General features: G+C 59.7%; 14 protein-coding genes. 7 read left to right on the top strand and 7 right to left on the bottom strand.

What is annotated here, in order from left to right:
• Window positions 1-9: 9 nt before the first annotated feature.
• The 5 genes from EKH79_RS05660 (at window position 10) to gyrA (ending at window position 6,506) form a co-directional block, all read left to right on the top strand.
• Window positions 10-1,029: a poly(R)-hydroxyalkanoic acid synthase subunit PhaE gene (locus tag EKH79_RS05660; protein ID WP_126672795.1), complete on the top strand. Its 1,020-nt coding sequence runs from the start codon at window positions 10-12 to the stop codon at window positions 1,027-1,029.
• Between the two features lie 9 nt (window positions 1,030-1,038).
• Window positions 1,039-2,106 carry a class III poly(R)-hydroxyalkanoic acid synthase subunit PhaC gene (phaC, locus tag EKH79_RS05655; protein WP_126672794.1) on the top strand — a complete coding sequence of 356 codons (1,068 nt, stop codon included), beginning with the start codon at window positions 1,039-1,041 and terminating at the stop codon, window positions 2,104-2,106.
• 225 nt (window positions 2,107-2,331) lie between these two features.
• Window positions 2,332-3,354: an S-methyl-5-thioribose-1-phosphate isomerase gene (gene mtnA / locus EKH79_RS05650; protein WP_126672793.1), complete on the top strand. Its 1,023-nt coding sequence runs from the start codon at window positions 2,332-2,334 to the stop codon at window positions 3,352-3,354.
• Window positions 3,351-3,761 (top strand): GtrA family protein, encoded by a 411-nt coding sequence (locus EKH79_RS05645; protein ID WP_126672792.1) that lies wholly within the window; start codon window positions 3,351-3,353, stop codon window positions 3,759-3,761. Before mtnA ends, EKH79_RS05645 begins: the two co-directional genes overlap by 4 nt.
• A gap of 138 nt (window positions 3,762-3,899) precedes the next feature.
• Window positions 3,900-6,506 carry a DNA gyrase subunit A gene (gene gyrA / locus EKH79_RS05640; protein WP_126672791.1) on the top strand — a complete coding sequence of 869 codons (2,607 nt, stop codon included), beginning with the start codon at window positions 3,900-3,902 and terminating at the stop codon, window positions 6,504-6,506.
• A gap of 60 nt (window positions 6,507-6,566) precedes the next feature.
• Here the strand turns inward: gyrA and EKH79_RS05635 are convergent, their stop codons facing one another.
• Window positions 6,567-6,851 carry a hypothetical protein gene (locus tag EKH79_RS05635; RefSeq protein ID WP_126672790.1) on the bottom strand — a complete coding sequence of 95 codons (285 nt, stop codon included), beginning with the start codon at window positions 6,849-6,851 and terminating at the stop codon, window positions 6,567-6,569.
• Window positions 6,852-6,942: 91 nt separating this feature from the next.
• Window positions 6,943-7,431, bottom strand: a complete 489-nt coding sequence (locus tag EKH79_RS05630; RefSeq protein ID WP_126672789.1) for a peroxiredoxin — start codon at window positions 7,429-7,431, stop codon at window positions 6,943-6,945.
• Between the two features lie 138 nt (window positions 7,432-7,569).
• On the opposite strand from EKH79_RS05630, the gene EKH79_RS05625 reads away from it, so the two are divergent.
• The gene (locus EKH79_RS05625) at window positions 7,570-8,022 is read left to right on the top strand and encodes an Hsp20/alpha crystallin family protein (protein WP_126672788.1); all 453 of its coding nucleotides are present in this window, start codon (window positions 7,570-7,572) and stop codon (window positions 8,020-8,022) included.
• Window positions 8,023-8,135: 113 nt separating this feature from the next.
• On the top strand, window positions 8,136-9,035 hold the full coding sequence (locus EKH79_RS05620) for a DnaJ C-terminal domain-containing protein (RefSeq protein ID WP_126672787.1): 900 nt from the start codon (window positions 8,136-8,138) through the stop codon (window positions 9,033-9,035).
• Between the two features lie 70 nt (window positions 9,036-9,105).
• On the opposite strand, the gene pilH is transcribed toward EKH79_RS05620, so the two are convergent.
• The 5 genes from pilH to odhB all read right to left on the bottom strand — a co-directional run bounded on the left by pilH (window position 9,106) and on the right by odhB (window position 14,120).
• The gene (pilH, locus tag EKH79_RS05615; protein ID WP_126672786.1) at window positions 9,106-9,471 is read right to left on the bottom strand and encodes a twitching motility response regulator PilH; all 366 of its coding nucleotides are present in this window, start codon (window positions 9,469-9,471) and stop codon (window positions 9,106-9,108) included.
• A gap of 70 nt (window positions 9,472-9,541) precedes the next feature.
• The gene (locus EKH79_RS05610; protein WP_126672785.1) at window positions 9,542-10,546 is read right to left on the bottom strand and encodes a YhdH/YhfP family quinone oxidoreductase; all 1,005 of its coding nucleotides are present in this window, start codon (window positions 10,544-10,546) and stop codon (window positions 9,542-9,544) included.
• A gap of 31 nt (window positions 10,547-10,577) precedes the next feature.
• Window positions 10,578-11,174, bottom strand: a complete 597-nt coding sequence (locus tag EKH79_RS05605) for an LOG family protein (RefSeq protein WP_126672784.1) — start codon at window positions 11,172-11,174, stop codon at window positions 10,578-10,580.
• A gap of 177 nt (window positions 11,175-11,351) precedes the next feature.
• A complete protein-coding gene (gene lpdA / locus EKH79_RS05600; RefSeq protein WP_126672783.1) occupies window positions 11,352-12,776 on the bottom strand; it encodes a dihydrolipoyl dehydrogenase in 1,425 nt (474 codons plus the stop codon).
• Window positions 12,777-12,914: 138 nt separating this feature from the next.
• A complete protein-coding gene (gene odhB, locus EKH79_RS05595) occupies window positions 12,915-14,120 on the bottom strand; it encodes a 2-oxoglutarate dehydrogenase complex dihydrolipoyllysine-residue succinyltransferase (protein WP_126672782.1) in 1,206 nt (401 codons plus the stop codon).
• Between the last annotated feature and the right edge of the window lie 61 nt (window positions 14,121-14,181).

Raw genomic sequence — 14,181 nt, 5'->3', positions numbered from 1 at the left:
GATGCAGGTATGCCCGACCAGCCGCATGATTTTCTGAAGGACTACCAGGCTTTTGCACAGCAGTCCTGGGATACCTGGATGCGATACCTGCAACAGCAACCGGGGAACCCGTCTCCCTTCGGTGGCATGCCGCCTACGGCCTCGCAGGATGACTTCCTCACGCGCAGCCTCGCCAACCTGCAGGCCTACGGCACGTGGCTGCAGCAGGCCGCCGGTGCCGGTGCTGGCGTCAACCCAATGATGGGTAACTGGCAGCAGCCTACGGTCATGCAGCCATTTCTCGCCGCATTCAATCAGCCGTTTGCGCAAACGGTGGCGGGTATCGATAGCGCGTCTGCTTTCGGCCTCGACCATCAATGGAACTCTTGGCTGCAGGCGATGCAGCGCGCGGGCATGAGCGGTCTGACCGGTGCGCCAAGCCAGACGGCCACCTTTGGCATCGCGCGCGAAATGCAGCTCGATCAACAAGCGCTCGCTGCAGCGATGGCAGAGTACGCGCAGATCAACGCGCGATATCAGGCGTTGTTGCAGAAGGTGAATACCGACGGTATTTCGCGCCTGCAGGACATGCTTGCCGCACGCGCCGAGCCGGGCCAGCAGATTCAATCCTTGAAAGCGCTTTACGACCTTTGGGTCGACGCGATGGAAGAAGCGTATTCGCAGATGGCGCTGTCCGACGAATACCGCGAAGTGTTCGGCGAGTTGGTCAACGCGCAAATGCGCGTGCGTCAGATGCAGCAGCAACAAACCGAACAGATGTGCCGTGAGCTTGGCATTCCCACGCGAAGCGAGGTCGATAGCCTGGGCAAACGCGTGCAGCAGCTGCGTCGCGAAATGCGTGAGCGGCAACGTCCGGTTCCACAACAGGACGAAACGCTCGTCGATGCTTTGCAAACCGAAATCGCCGATCTCAAGCGTGAGCTGGCGGCAGCGAAAGCAAAGACCAAGGACGCATCTGCGGTTCGCCCCATCAAGTCCGCTGCGTCGACGGCAAAAGCCCCACGCTCCGCATCCAGCAAGCGCAAGTAAGGATCGCCCATGCAAGCACCGTTGCACATCGACCCTCAGCAAGCCTTCGCCGAGATGGCGGCGTTCCAGCGCAAACTTGCCGCCGGCATGCAAAATCTGCGTGGACTGGGCGAACAGGAATACGCCAACACGCCGCGCGAAGCGGTTTATCGCGAAGACAAACTCACCGTTTGGCATATGAAAGGCAACGCGAAGCCGACGGCGAAAGTGCCCACGCTTATCGTCTACGCCCTGGTCAACACAGTTTGGATGACCGATCTGCAAGACGATCGTTCGCTGGTCCGCAACCTGCTTGAGCAGGGCGAAGATGTTTATCTCATCGATTGGGGTTACCCCGATGGCGCCGATCGCTGGCTGACACTCGACGACTACCTCAACGGTTATCTCGATCGCGCTGTCGATGCCGTGGGCAGACGTCATGGTCTGGATGCGATCAATTTGCTCGGCATTTGTCAGGGCGGTACGTTCTCGTTGTGCTACACCGCGATGCATCCGGAGAAGGTCAAGAACCTCGTCACGATGGTGACGCCGGTCGATTTCCAGACGCCCGACAACATGCTTTCGCAGTGGGTGCAACGCATGAATGTCGATTTGTTCGTCGACACGCTGGGCAACGTGCCCGCAGAGTTGATGAACTGGGTGTACCTGATGCTCAAGCCGCTGCGCTTGAATCAGCAGAAATACGTAGGTCTCGTCGACATTCTCGACAATCCTGCAGAGCTGAAAAACTTCCTGCGCATGGAACGCTGGATTTTCGATTCACCGGATCAGGCGGGTGAAGCGTTTCGCCAGTTCATCAAGGATTTCTATCAGCAGAACAAGCTGATCAAAGGTGATTTGCAGATCGGCAATCAGCCGGTCGATCTGGGGATGATCAGCCAGCCGGTATTGAATATTTATGCCAACCAGGATCACCTCGTGCCGCCGGATGCGTCGCGTCCGCTCGGTCGTCATCTAGGCACGAAGGATTACACCGAGCTGGCGTTCAAGGGCGGCCATATCGGGATTTACGTGTCCAGCCGTGCGCAGCGTGAGGTGGCGCCTGCGATTCATCAGTGGTTGCAGCAGCGCACGTAAGAACGTCGCGAATCGCATCAACTTACCGTATTCCCCAATCACCCTCACCGTCATTCCGGCGCAGGCCGGAATCCAGTGTCTTTATCGCCGAAATATCGCGATTGGCCAAAACTGAGGTCACTGGATTCCGGCCTGCGCCGGAATGACGGTGAGGGGCGCTAGCCGAGAGGGTGTGGGGCCGTTTTCCCTCTCGCTCCCAACATCGCCGCCCTCTAAACTACGACGATGACCTCGAACATCTCCTTCACCCACGACACCATCCGCGCCGTCCAATGGCACGGCGATCATCTCCGCTTGCTCGACCAGCGTCTGCTGCCCGCCGAGGAAAAGTGGATCGAATGCCGCGATGAGGCCTCCGTTTTCCACGCGATCAAGGACCTCGCCGTTCGTGGCGCACCCGCAATCGGCATCGCTGCCGCATGGGGCGTCGTGCTCGCCGCAAAAAGCGGTCAGCCACTTGATCAGGCGCTTGCACATCTGCGTTCGGCACGTCCCACCGCCGTCAATCTGATGTGGGCGCTTGATCGCATGAAAGCGCGCATCGCTGCCGGTGCAGACGCGGCAGCGCTGGAGCGCGAGGCGCAAGCCATCCAGGACGAAGATCTCGCCGCGAATCGTCATATGGGCGAACTCGGCGCGGCACTGATTGCGCCAGGTTCTGCCGTGATGACCCATTGCAACACCGGGTCGCTGGCTACCTCCGGCTACGGCACCGCGTTGGGTGTGATCCGCGCCGGTGTGGCCGCGGGCCGTATCAATCAGGTCTACGCCGGCGAAACACGCCCATGGCAACAGGGTGCGCGCCTCACCATGTGGGAACTCGTCCGCGACGGCATCCCTGCAAAGTTGATCGCCGATTCGGCGGCTTCGTATCTGATGAAAGCCGGCGATGTGAAGTGGGTCATCGTGGGCGCAGATCGCATTGCCGCCAATGGCGACACCGCCAACAAGATCGGCACGTATCAACTGGCCATTGCAGCTCGCCATCACGGCGTGAAGTTCATGGTCGTCGCGCCGTCTTCGACGGTGGATATGGCGACGGTCTCCGGCGATGACATCGAAATCGAGTTGCGCGATGCCGCGGAATTGCTAAGCGTAGCGGGCCGTCGCACGGTCGTTGATGGCGCGGAAGCGTGGAATCCCGTTTTCGACGTCACACCCGCAGACCTGATCGATGCCATCGTTACCGAGCGGGGCGTTATCGAAAATCCCACCACCGAACGCATGCGGGCTGTTTTCGCTGCATGAAGCTCAACCACGAGTTCGCACTGTTCGCTGTCGGCGGCCTGATCGGTTTCGTCGTCGACGCGGGCGTTGTGACGCTGCTCGTGAGGCTTGCGCACGTCAACCCGTATGCGGGCAGGGTGATTTCCTTTCTGCTTGCTGCGACCGTCACCTGGTGGTGGAACCGAAGCCACACCTTCGCCGCTCGCCATAGTGGGCGCACGGTGTTCTCCGAATGGCTGCACTGGATGGCATTGATGAGCGGCGGCGCAGCCGTTAATTACGCGGTTTATGTCGCCTGTTTGATCGAGTTTCCGAGCTGGCACCAGTGGCCCGCACTGGCCGTTGCGGTGGGCTCGGTTTTGGCCGCTCTGGTCAATTTTGTCAGCGCCCGGACACTGCTTTTCAGGCGCTCCAAAACACACCCGTAACTCATTGATTGAAAAGGCTAAAATAAGCACTTTTCAAACACTGTTGTGTTACACTTTGAAGCTACCGCCTGACCCTCGCAGACATGCGTTTTCCGCGCCTGTCACGGGGTTCTTATTTGCTACCAGGGAAGCCTATTGATGGCAGAGCTCGCCAAAGAAATCATCCGCGTCAATATCGAAGATGAAATGCGCCAGAGCTACCTCGATTACGCCATGAGCGTGATCGTGGGACGTGCTCTCCCCGATGTACGAGACGGTCTGAAACCTGTACATCGCCGCGTGTTGTTCGCGATGAACGAGCTGAATAACGTATGGAACAAGCCGTATAAAAAATCCGCGCGCGTCGTCGGTGACGTGATCGGTAAATACCACCCGCACGGCGATGCATCGGTTTACGACGCGATCGTCCGCATGGCGCAACCGTTCTCGCTGCGCTACATGCTGGTGGATGGTCAGGGTAACTTCGGTTCGGTTGACGGCGACAACGCCGCCGCGATGCGTTACACCGAAGTGCGCATGGCGAAACTCACGCACGAGTTGCTCGCCGACATCGACAAGGAAACCGTCGACTTCGGCCCGAACTACGACGAAAGCGAACACGAACCGCTGGTTCTGCCCACGCGCGTTCCAAATCTGCTAGTGAATGGTTCGGCAGGTATTGCGGTGGGTATGGCTACCAACGTGCCGCCGCACAACCTCACGGAAGTAATCTCGGCCACCATCGCGTTGATCGACAACCCGTCGCTCAGCGTCGAGGAGTTGATGCAGCATATCCCCGGTCCGGATTTTCCGACCGCGGGTATCATCAACGGCGCAGCGGGCATCCTTGAAGCGTATCGCACGGGCCGCGGCCGCATTCTCGTTCGTGCGCGTACCGAGATCGAAACCGAATCCAACGGCCGCGAAACGATCATCGTTCACGAGCTGCCGTATCAGGTAAACAAGGCTCGCTTGATCGAAAAGATCGCCGAGCTCGTAAAGGAAAAGCGCCTCGAAGGCATTTCCGAATTGCGCGACGAGTCCGACAAGGACGGTATGCGCGTCGTCATTGAAATCCGTCGCGATTCGATGGCCGATGTGGTGTTGAACAATCTGTTCCAGCAGACACAGCTGCAGGTGACGTTCGGCATCAACATGGTGGCATTGCTCGACGGTCAGCCGCGCACGCTCAACCTCAAGGAAATCCTTGAAGCGTTTGTTCGCCATCGTCGCGAAGTCGTTACGCGTCGCACGATTTTCGAACTGCGCAAGGCACGTGCGCGCGCGCACATTTTGGAAGGCCTCACCGTCGCGCTCGCCAACATCGACGAGATGATCGAGCTGATCAAAACCTCGGCGTCGCCGCAGGAAGCACGCGAGCGCATGCTGGCTCGCAAGTGGCAGCCGGGCATGGTCGGCGCGTTGCTCGCTGCGGCGGGTGCGGAAGCATCGCGTCCGGAAGACATGGATCCGCGCGATGGTCTGAAAGCCGATGGCTATCAGCTATCCGACACGCAGGCCCAGGAAATTCTCGCGATGCGCTTGCATCGCCTCACGGGCCTGGAGCAGGACAAGCTTTCCGACGAATACCGCGAGATTCTTGAAACCATTCGCGGTCTTATCGAAATTCTGGAAGACCCGGTACGTTTGCTCACCGTCATTCGCGAAGAACTCGAAGCGATCAAGACCGAGTTTGGTGATGAGCGCCGCACGGAAATCCAGCACTCGCAGGAAGACCTCAACGTTCTCGACCTGATTGCACCGGAAGACGTGGTTGTCACGCTGTCGCATGCCGGTTATGTGAAGCGTCAACCAGCGAATATCTATCGTGCTCAGCGTCGCGGCGGCAAAGGCCGCACTGCTTCGACGTTGAAGGACGAGGATTTCGTCGAGCAGTTGTGGGTCGTCAATACGCACGACACGCTGCTCACGTTCACTAGCACGGGTCGCGTGTACTGGCTGAAGGTTTATCAGATGCCGGATGCTGGCCCGAATGCACGTGGCAAGCCGATGGTGAATCTGCTGCCGCTGGGCGAAGGCGAGAAAGTGCAGGCGGTATTGCCGGTGCACGAATACAGCGAAGATCGTTTTGTGTTCTTCGCCACCGCACACGGTACGGTCAAGAAGACGCCGCTCACCGAATTTGCCTATCAGCTGCAGAAGGGCAAGATCGCCATCAATTTGGATGAAGGCGATGCATTGGTGGGTGTGGAACTCACCGACGGCAACAGCGACGTTCTGCTCTTTGCATCAACCGGTAAGGTTGTGCGTTTCGACGAAGGTGAAGTACGCGCCATGGGCCGTACTGCCACCGGCGTGCGCGGCATGAAGCTCACGGATAACGCCGAAGTAGTGTCGCTGATCGTTGCTGCCGAAGGTGACATTCTCACGGCAACGGAGCGCGGTTACGGCAAGCGTACCCAGCTGGAAGAGTTCCCGAAAAAGGGTCGCGGTACGCAAGGCGTGATTGGCATTCAGTGCTCCGAACGCAACGGTGCGCTGGTGGCGGCGACTCAGGTTACCGACGCACACGAGCTGATGTTGATTTCCAATCAGGGCACGCTGGTGCGCACGCGCGTTGCCGAGGTCTCGCAATTGGGCCGTAACACCCAAGGCGTCACGTTGATTCGCCTGCCGGCGGAAGAGGCGTTGGTGAGCGTGGTGCGCCTGGATGCGGAAGAGAACAGTGGCGACGACGCGGAACCCGGTGACGACCTGTCGCCGGAACAGGGTGGTTCGCCCGACACGCAACCCGATGTCGGTTGATACGTCTTGCCATGCAACGACAAAAAAGCCCCGCATTTGCGGGGCTTTTTTGCGATGCGTTTACAGGTAAGTCACGCTCACCACTTTCGCATCCTTACCGGCGTACGTGTCGAAATAATCGAGTGCGTCGCGCTGCATGGCATTGCGGAAGTTGCGCAGCGAGTCGACCTTCTTCGTGGCAATCGGTGCGTCGGCTCTGGATGTCTGGACGTCCATCGAGGCCGACGCCGGCTGATAAACCAGTCCGGTGAAGTGGATCGTGCCCGACGCGGCTGCCGCGTGGGCCGAGGTGGCATAGAAAAAGGACAGCGCCAGAAGCGCCAGCGGCAGCTTGCGTGTTTTCATGATCAGATTCCCCCTACGCACGACGCGCGTAAATACTTTGTCGAGGGAGTCGGTCGCTTACTGTGATACGGGTCGCGTTGCTGTGTAGGGCTTATTGAGGCGTCGCTTCCAGCATCACCTCCGCGGTGGTCACGCGCAGCTCACCTGGCTTCTCGACGTTCAGCAGCTTCACGATGCCCTCTTCGGCATAGAGGGCAAAACGGCGCGAGCGGATGCCCATACCATAAGCAGTGCCGTCCATTTCCAGCCCAAGGGCCTTGGTCAGCGACGCATTTCCATCCGCCAGTAACTTGAAACCCGAAGGCACCTGTTGCGAAGCGGCCCATGCCTTCATGACGAAAGCGTCGTTCACCGCCATGCAAAAGACGTCTACGCCACGGGCTTTGAAATCCTTATAGAGCTTCACATAGCCGGGCAGGTGACGCTCGGAGCACGTCGGCGTAAACGCGCCCGGTACCCCGAAAAGCACCAGTTTCCGGCCTGCGAAAAGCTCGCCGGTATGAACGCGCGTTACCTCGGCATCGGCGTCGATGACGGCTACTTCTACGTCCGGCAGGGGCGCTCCGGTTTCGATCGGCATAAGGGGGCTCACTGAAGGGAGGACAACCGCGGGGATGCTACCCCTGCTTGGGGTGGCTTGTCGCCTTGAAACGGTGGCCTTCGGAACTATCTAGGCATCAAGCGGTGAATGCACCGCAACTTTTTCGAGGTAAGAGCGATGACTTTGAGCCGCAGTGCCGTATGGGGCACCACCCACACCATTCCCTCGGACATCCGTCAGGTGTTCGATCGTTTCTTTCAGCACGACGAGAGCGACAGCTCCAGCGTGGCGGCTCAGCAGTGGGCGCCGCGCGTTGATATCAAGGAAGAAGAACAGCGTTTTGTGATTTTCGTGGATGTTCCCGGTGTCGATCCCGCCACCATTGAGGTGAGCATGGACAAGAGCACCCTCAGCATCAAAGGCGAGCGCGCGAGCGACAAAACCGAGCAGAACGGCCGCTTCACGCGCGTTGAGCGCGCGCATGGCAGCTTCCACCGCCGCTTCACGCTGCCGGAAAGTGCCGACGCCGAGAACATTGTCGCCAACGGCAAGCATGGGGTGCTGGAAGTCGTGATTCCGAAGCGGGCCCAGACAGCGCCCCGCCGAATCACGATCAACACCGCGCAATAACCGCACATCGCTCGATGTTGCGAAGGTAGCCCGCCACGGACGATGATCTGTGGCGGGCTACCCGTGTTTTTGATGTTGGGCCGGCCTGGGAGCCGGTTCGTTGGGGAGTAACAGTGGAATTCAAAGATTATTACGACACCCTTGGCGTGAAGCCTGATGCCAGCGAAGCTGACATCAAGACGGCGTATCGCAAGCTGGCGCGTAAATATCATCCGGACAAGAACAAAGAAGCCGGCGCCGAAGAGAAATTCAAGGCGATCAACGAAGCCAACGAAGTATTGCGGGATGCAGAAAAGCGTCGCGCATACGATCAATTGCGTGCTGGTGGCTACCGCTCGGGCGAGCAGTTCCGTCCGCCCCCGAATTGGGGGCAGGGTCAGAGCTACGACTTTGGCGATGCGGGCGAGGGCGATTTCAGCGATTTCTTCGAAAGCCTGTTTGGTCGCGGCGGACATCGGCAGCAACAAGCGCCGCGCGCACGCCGTGGCCGCGACATACAAGCGCAGGTGCAGATCGATCTGCACACAGCGTTCAACGGCGGTCGTACGCGCTTGAGTCTGGACGATGGCAGCGGCCAGGAACGCGTGCTCGAAGTGAAAATTCCTGCGGGTATTCAGCCGGGCAAGGTTATCCGGTTGAGCGGGCAGGGACATCCGGGCATGGGTGGCGGTCCGGGCGGAGATCTTCTGCTTGAAGTGTCGATTCGCGACGATGCGCGATTCAAGCTGGAAGGCCGCAACGTGCTGCATGTGCTGCCGGTGGCGTCGTGGGAAGCGGCGTTAGGTGCGACGGTCCCTGTGCCGACATTGGCGGGTGCGGTCGATCTGCGCATTCCTGCCGGCACGCAGAATGGCCGCAAGTTACGTCTTAAGGGACGCGGCATGCCGGGCGATCCTGCGGGCGATCAACTGGTGGAGGTATCCATACGTACACCGCCGGCTGAAAGCGACGCGCAACGTTCGGCGTATGAAGAATTACGTGCGCAATATCCAGGTTACGATCCGCGTCGCTGACAGCGATCATCGTTAGAAAAACAAACGGCGCCTCACGGCGCCGTTTGTTTTTGCAATACGTCGTGTTGGCTTACGCCGGAAGCAGTTCCTTCAGCGTTGCCACCAACTCCTCTTCCTTGATCGGTTTGGTGACGTAGGCTTTTGCGCCCTGGCGCATGCCCCACACTTTGTCCGTTTCCTGATCCTTCGTCGTCACCAGCACAATCGGAATGTGCGAGGTGTCGGGGTTCTTGCTGATCGTGCGCGTCGCCTGGAAGCCGTTGAGGTTCGGCATCACGACGTCCATCAGGATCAGATCGGGCTTTTCGAGTTTCGCCACCTCGACGCCCGCCGCGCCATCTTCGGCAGTCAGCGTGACATGGCCGAGTTTTTCGACGATGCGCTTGATGCCAAGAAGCTGCGACGGGGAATCGTCGACAATAAGAATGCGTGCCATAAGGTGGGAGTCCCCTTGTTGTTCAGACCAATTCTAAGGCTCAGCCGCGAGGCTTCCAAGCGTGAAGATGTCAAACCTTGCCGATACGCACAATGGTGCGGCCGAAAGAATTCCCAGCCAGCATACGCTCGAATACCTCCGGAAGCTGCTCCAGTGACACTTCCTGGGTAAGAATCCGATCCAGGTGGGCAGGTTTCCAGTCGCCGGCGAGGTGTTGCCACACCCGGTCGCGGATATCGCGGGGTGTTGCCGAGGTGGCGACGCCCAAGAGGTTCACGCCGCGAATGATGAACGGCATGACCGTGCTGTCAAAGGCAATGCCGCCAGCGTTGCCGCAAATGGCAACATTTCCATACGGTGCGATCAACGGCAAAAGTCCTGCAAGCATGCTGCCGCCGACATTGTCGAGCGCGCCGCCGAAGCGTGCGGAATCCATCGGCTTGCCGTTGAAGACCAATTTGTGACGGTCAATGCATTCTTTCGCGCCAAGGCTGCGCAGAAAATCGAAATGATCGGCCTTGCCGCTGATGGCATGCACGTCGTAGCCAGCGCGCGTGAAGATATCGATGGCGAGCATGCCGACACCGCCGCTGGCGCCCGTTACGGCGAGCGCTCCGAGTCCTGGGGTCTGGCGATTGTCTTCCATCTGCAGCAACGCCAGCGCAGCCGTAAAGCCGGCCGTGCCGATGATCATGCTTTCGTGCAGATCCAGACCTGTGGGTAGCGGAATAGTCCATTGCGACGGCAAGCGGATGTATTCGCCGAAGCCACCGTCGAGCGTTTCGGAAAGGCTGCTGCCGGTGCACAACACATAGTCGCCTTCCTTGATGTTGATGTCGCTGGAAGCGACGACGACGCCTGCCGCATCGATGCCGCCGTTCAACGGATACTGGCGAAGGATTTTGCCTTTGCCGGTACCCGCCAGCGCATCTTTGTAGTTGACCGATGAGTAGGCGACTTTCACCAGCACTTCGCCGCGGGTGAGCGCATCGGTGTCGATGGTTTCGAGAACGCCGCGATAACCACTCGGGTCGTTGTGGATGCGAAATGCGCGGAACTCGGTGCTGAGGCTCATGATGGCTCCTGCGTGATGGCGGCGCGAAAGCTCAGGCTTTCACGCTTTGGCTATCGATCCATTTGGGCATGTCGTCACCTTGGTAGTGCGACATCCAATCGAACAGTTTCTCCATGCTGTCGCCGAACCACACGCTGTCGCGTTGTTCGCGGCGCACGAAGCCTTCAGTGACCATGTGATCCATCATCGTGCGCAAAGGCGTGTAATAACCACGCACGTCGAGGAAAGCGCAGGGGTATTTGTGCAGGCCGAGCTGCGCCCACGTCAGCATCTCGAACATTTCATCCATCGTGCCGTAACCGCCGGGCAGCGCGACGAAGGCATCCGATAGTTCGTACATGCGTGTCTTGCGCTGATGCATGGTTTCGACCACATGCATTTCCGTGAGACCCGGATGCGCGACTTCGCGTTCGACCAGTTGACGTGGAATCACGCCGATGGCTTTTCCACCCGCGGTCAGCACGGCGTCGGCAACGGAACCCATCAAACCCACTTTGCCGCCACCGTAAATCAGCGCGATACCGCGGCGAGCCATTTCTGTACCGAAAGCCCGGGCTTGCTCGGTGTATTCCGGATGCTTGCCGGAACTGGAGCCGCAATAGACGCACAGAGAGGTAGGCGGAGACATGGCAACGGACTCGTCGGGTTGTGTAGATCCGTCACGCCGGTCTATGCCGATATGACGAAATATCAGGTTGTACTACGTGTCGTGGATCGGATGTAGTCGTCGCCAGGCTTAGACAAAAATAAGAACGGCTCGCCCATGTCTCCACGAGCGAGCCGCCGATCAGCGTGGCATGACGCCTTAGTTGCCTTTGTGAATCGCGCGCTTGTCGACCGACAGGGCGGCTTCGTGCACGGCTTCCGAAAGGGTCGGATGCGCGTGGACGATGCGGGCGAGGTCTTCGGCGGAACCCTTGAACTCCATCGCCACGACGGCTTCGGCAATCAGCTCGGACACGCCCGGGCCAACCATGTGCACGCCCAGCAGGCGGTCGGTGTCGGCATGGGCGATGACCTTCACCTGGCCGATCGCCTCGTTCATGGCCACAGCGCGGCCGATAGCGGCGAACGGGAAGGTGCCGACCTTGTAGGGCACGCCTTCTTCCTTCAGCTGCTTTTCGGTCTTGCCGGCCCAGGCGATTTCCGGTTCGGTATAGATCACCCACGGAACGGTGTCGAGATTCACGTGACCAGCCTTGCCAGCGATCCACTCGGCCACGGCCACGCCTTCTTCGGAGCCTTTGTGCGCGAGCATCGGGCCGCGCACGGCGTCACCGATGGCCCACACGCCGTCCACGCCGGTGTGATTGTGTTCGTCGACCACGATGCGGCCGCGCTCATCGAGCTTCACGCCGGTGTCGTCGGCCAGCAGACCGTCGGTGTAGGCGCGGCGGCCCACGGCGACGAGCAGCTTGTCGACGGTGATTTCGTGCTTGCCGTCCTTGTCTTCATAGGTCAGCGCGACGGCGTTGTTCTTGATCTCGGCCTTGCTCAACTTGGCTCCAAGCTTGATGTCCAGGCCCAGCTTGGTGAATTCCTTGAACGCGATCTTGGCGATGTCCGGATCGGCAACGCCGAGGAAATCCGGCAGCGCTTCGAGCACGGTCACTTCCGAACCCAGGCGGCGCCACACGCTGCCCAGTTCCAGACCAATGACGCCAGCGCCGATCACGCCGAGACGCTTCGGCACTTCGTTGATATCGAGCGCGCCGGCGTTGTCGAGGATGTACTTGTTGTCGAACTTCGCGAACGGCAGTTCGATCGGCACCGAACCCGAAGCGAGGATCACATTGGTGGCGCTGATCGTCTGCTTGCTGCCGTCGTTACCGGTGATTTCGACGTTGTTGCCCTTCAACAATTTGCCCTTGCCGAAGAACGCCGTGACCTTGTTCGCCTTGAACAGCTGACCGATACCGCCGGTGAACTGCTTGACGATTTTGTCCTTGCGGCCGATGAACGTGCCGAGGTCGACCTTCGCGTTCTCGACGCTGATGCCGTGCGCCGGCAAGTTGTGCGCGAGGTTGTGGAACTGCTTGGACGAATCGAGCAGCGCCTTGGACGGAATGCAACCCACGTTGAGGCAGGTACCGCCGAGTGCCTGCTTGCCGTCTTTACCGACGAAGGCATCCACGCATGCGGTCTTGAGGCCAAGCTGTGCAGCGCGGATCGCGGCTACGTATCCGGCAGGGCCGGCGCCGATGACGATGACGTCGAATTTTTCGCTCATGTCTTTTCTCGCTTTGTTCCTCTCCTTTTGGAGAGGATGCCCGGAGGGCGGGGGACGGTACGTGCGAAGTGAGGTATTGCGGTATCAGCGCACCCTCACCCCAACCCCTCTCCCGGAGGGAGAGGGGCTTAGTGAGGCTTACATACCCAACAGCATGCGTTGCGGATTTTCCAGCTGATTCTTGATGTCGACCAGGAACAGCACGGCGTCCTTACCGTCGATGATGCGGTGGTCGTAGCTCAGCGCTAGATACATCATCGGCGCAGCAATCACCTGACCGTTTTCGACAATCGCACGCTCCTTGATGGTGTGCATGCCGAGAATCGCGCTTTGCGGCGGATTCACGATTGGCGTCGACAGCAGCGAACCGAAGGTGCCACCGTTGGTGATGGTGAACGTGCCGCCTTGCAGATCGTCCAGGCCCAGCTTGCCGTCGCGCGCTTTCTTGGCGTAGTTGGCGATGCCCTTTTCGATATCGGCGAAGCTCATGTTCTGCACATCGCGCAGTACCGGCGTCACCAGGCCCTTGTCGGTTGACACGGCAATCGAGATGTCCTGATACCCGTGATAGATGATGTCGTTGCCATCCACCGACGCGTTGACGATGGTGTGGCGCTTCAGCGCTTCGGCCGCCGCTTTCACGAAGAAACTCATGAAGCCAAGCTTCACGCCGTTCGTCTTTTCGAACTGCTCACCGAGCGTCTTGCGCATCTTGGTGACTTCGGCGAGGTTCACTTCGTTGAACGACGTGAGCATCGCGATGGAGTTCTTCGACTGCATCAGACGCTCGGCGATGCGGGCGCGGATGCGCGTCATCGGCACGCGTTCTTCCGGACGCGAACCCGGCGTCGGAGCCACCGCAGGTGCCGCAGCGGCGGGAGCGCCACCCTTGCCGTAGTTGACCAGGTCTTCCTTGGTCACGCGGCCATCGCGGCCGGTGCCGGCAACCTTGGACGGGTCGATGTTCTGCTCGGTGGCAACGCGCAGGCCAGCCGGGGAGAGCTCATCGGCACCCTTGCCGCCAGTGGTCTTTGCCGCAGCCGCCGGAGCGGGGGCGGGAGCCGGGGCCGCAGCGGCCGGAGCCGGTGCCGGAGCAGCTGCTGCAGCGCCTTCTTCGATGATCGCGATCACTTGCTGGCTATTCACCGTGTCGCCGGTCTGGAACTTCAATTCCTTCAGCACGCCATCGACCGGCGAAGGCACTTCAAGCACAACCTTGTCGGTTTCCAGATCAACCAGGTTCTCGTCGCGCTTGACCGCTTCGCCGGCCTTCTTGTGCCAGGTGGCGATGGTGGCGTCGGAGACGGACTCGGGCAGAACAGGAACTTTGACTTCGATGGACATAGATGAATCCTTAGGGTTTAGCACTCATCCGTGAGCGCGTAGATCGAAAGCGATCGTCCCG

Origin of the sequence: Dyella dinghuensis, from assembly GCF_003977615.1 — a bacterium.
GTDB lineage: Bacteria > Pseudomonadota > Gammaproteobacteria > Xanthomonadales > Rhodanobacteraceae > Dyella_B > Dyella_B dinghuensis.
This window is presented reverse-complemented; position numbering and strand designations above follow the sequence as displayed.

Bases quoted from the DNA above. Each gene is read 5' to 3' on its own strand.
- EKH79_RS05660 (WP_126672795.1), top strand. From the start codon at position 10: ATGCCCGACCAGCCGCATGATTTTCTGAAGGACTACCAGGCTTTTGCA.
- odhB (WP_126672782.1), bottom strand. From the start codon at position 14,120: ATGTCCATCGAAGTCAAAGTTCCTGTTCTGCCCGAGTCCGTCTCCGAC.
- EKH79_RS05645 (WP_126672792.1), top strand. From the start codon at position 3,351: ATGAAGCTCAACCACGAGTTCGCACTGTTCGCTGTCGGCGGCCTGATC.
- gyrA (WP_126672791.1), top strand. From the start codon at position 3,900: ATGGCAGAGCTCGCCAAAGAAATCATCCGCGTCAATATCGAAGATGAA.
- lpdA (WP_126672783.1), bottom strand. From the start codon at position 12,776: ATGAGCGAAAAATTCGACGTCATCGTCATCGGCGCCGGCCCTGCCGGA.
- phaC (WP_126672794.1), top strand. From the start codon at position 1,039: ATGCAAGCACCGTTGCACATCGACCCTCAGCAAGCCTTCGCCGAGATG.
- EKH79_RS05635 (WP_126672790.1), bottom strand. From the start codon at position 6,851: ATGAAAACACGCAAGCTGCCGCTGGCGCTTCTGGCGCTGTCCTTTTTC.
- EKH79_RS05630 (WP_126672789.1), bottom strand. From the start codon at position 7,431: ATGCCGATCGAAACCGGAGCGCCCCTGCCGGACGTAGAAGTAGCCGTC.
- mtnA (WP_126672793.1), top strand. From the start codon at position 2,332: ATGACCTCGAACATCTCCTTCACCCACGACACCATCCGCGCCGTCCAA.
- EKH79_RS05625 (WP_126672788.1), top strand. From the start codon at position 7,570: ATGACTTTGAGCCGCAGTGCCGTATGGGGCACCACCCACACCATTCCC.
- EKH79_RS05605 (WP_126672784.1), bottom strand. From the start codon at position 11,174: ATGTCTCCGCCTACCTCTCTGTGCGTCTATTGCGGCTCCAGTTCCGGC.
- pilH (WP_126672786.1), bottom strand. From the start codon at position 9,471: ATGGCACGCATTCTTATTGTCGACGATTCCCCGTCGCAGCTTCTTGGC.
- EKH79_RS05610 (WP_126672785.1), bottom strand. From the start codon at position 10,546: ATGAGCCTCAGCACCGAGTTCCGCGCATTTCGCATCCACAACGACCCG.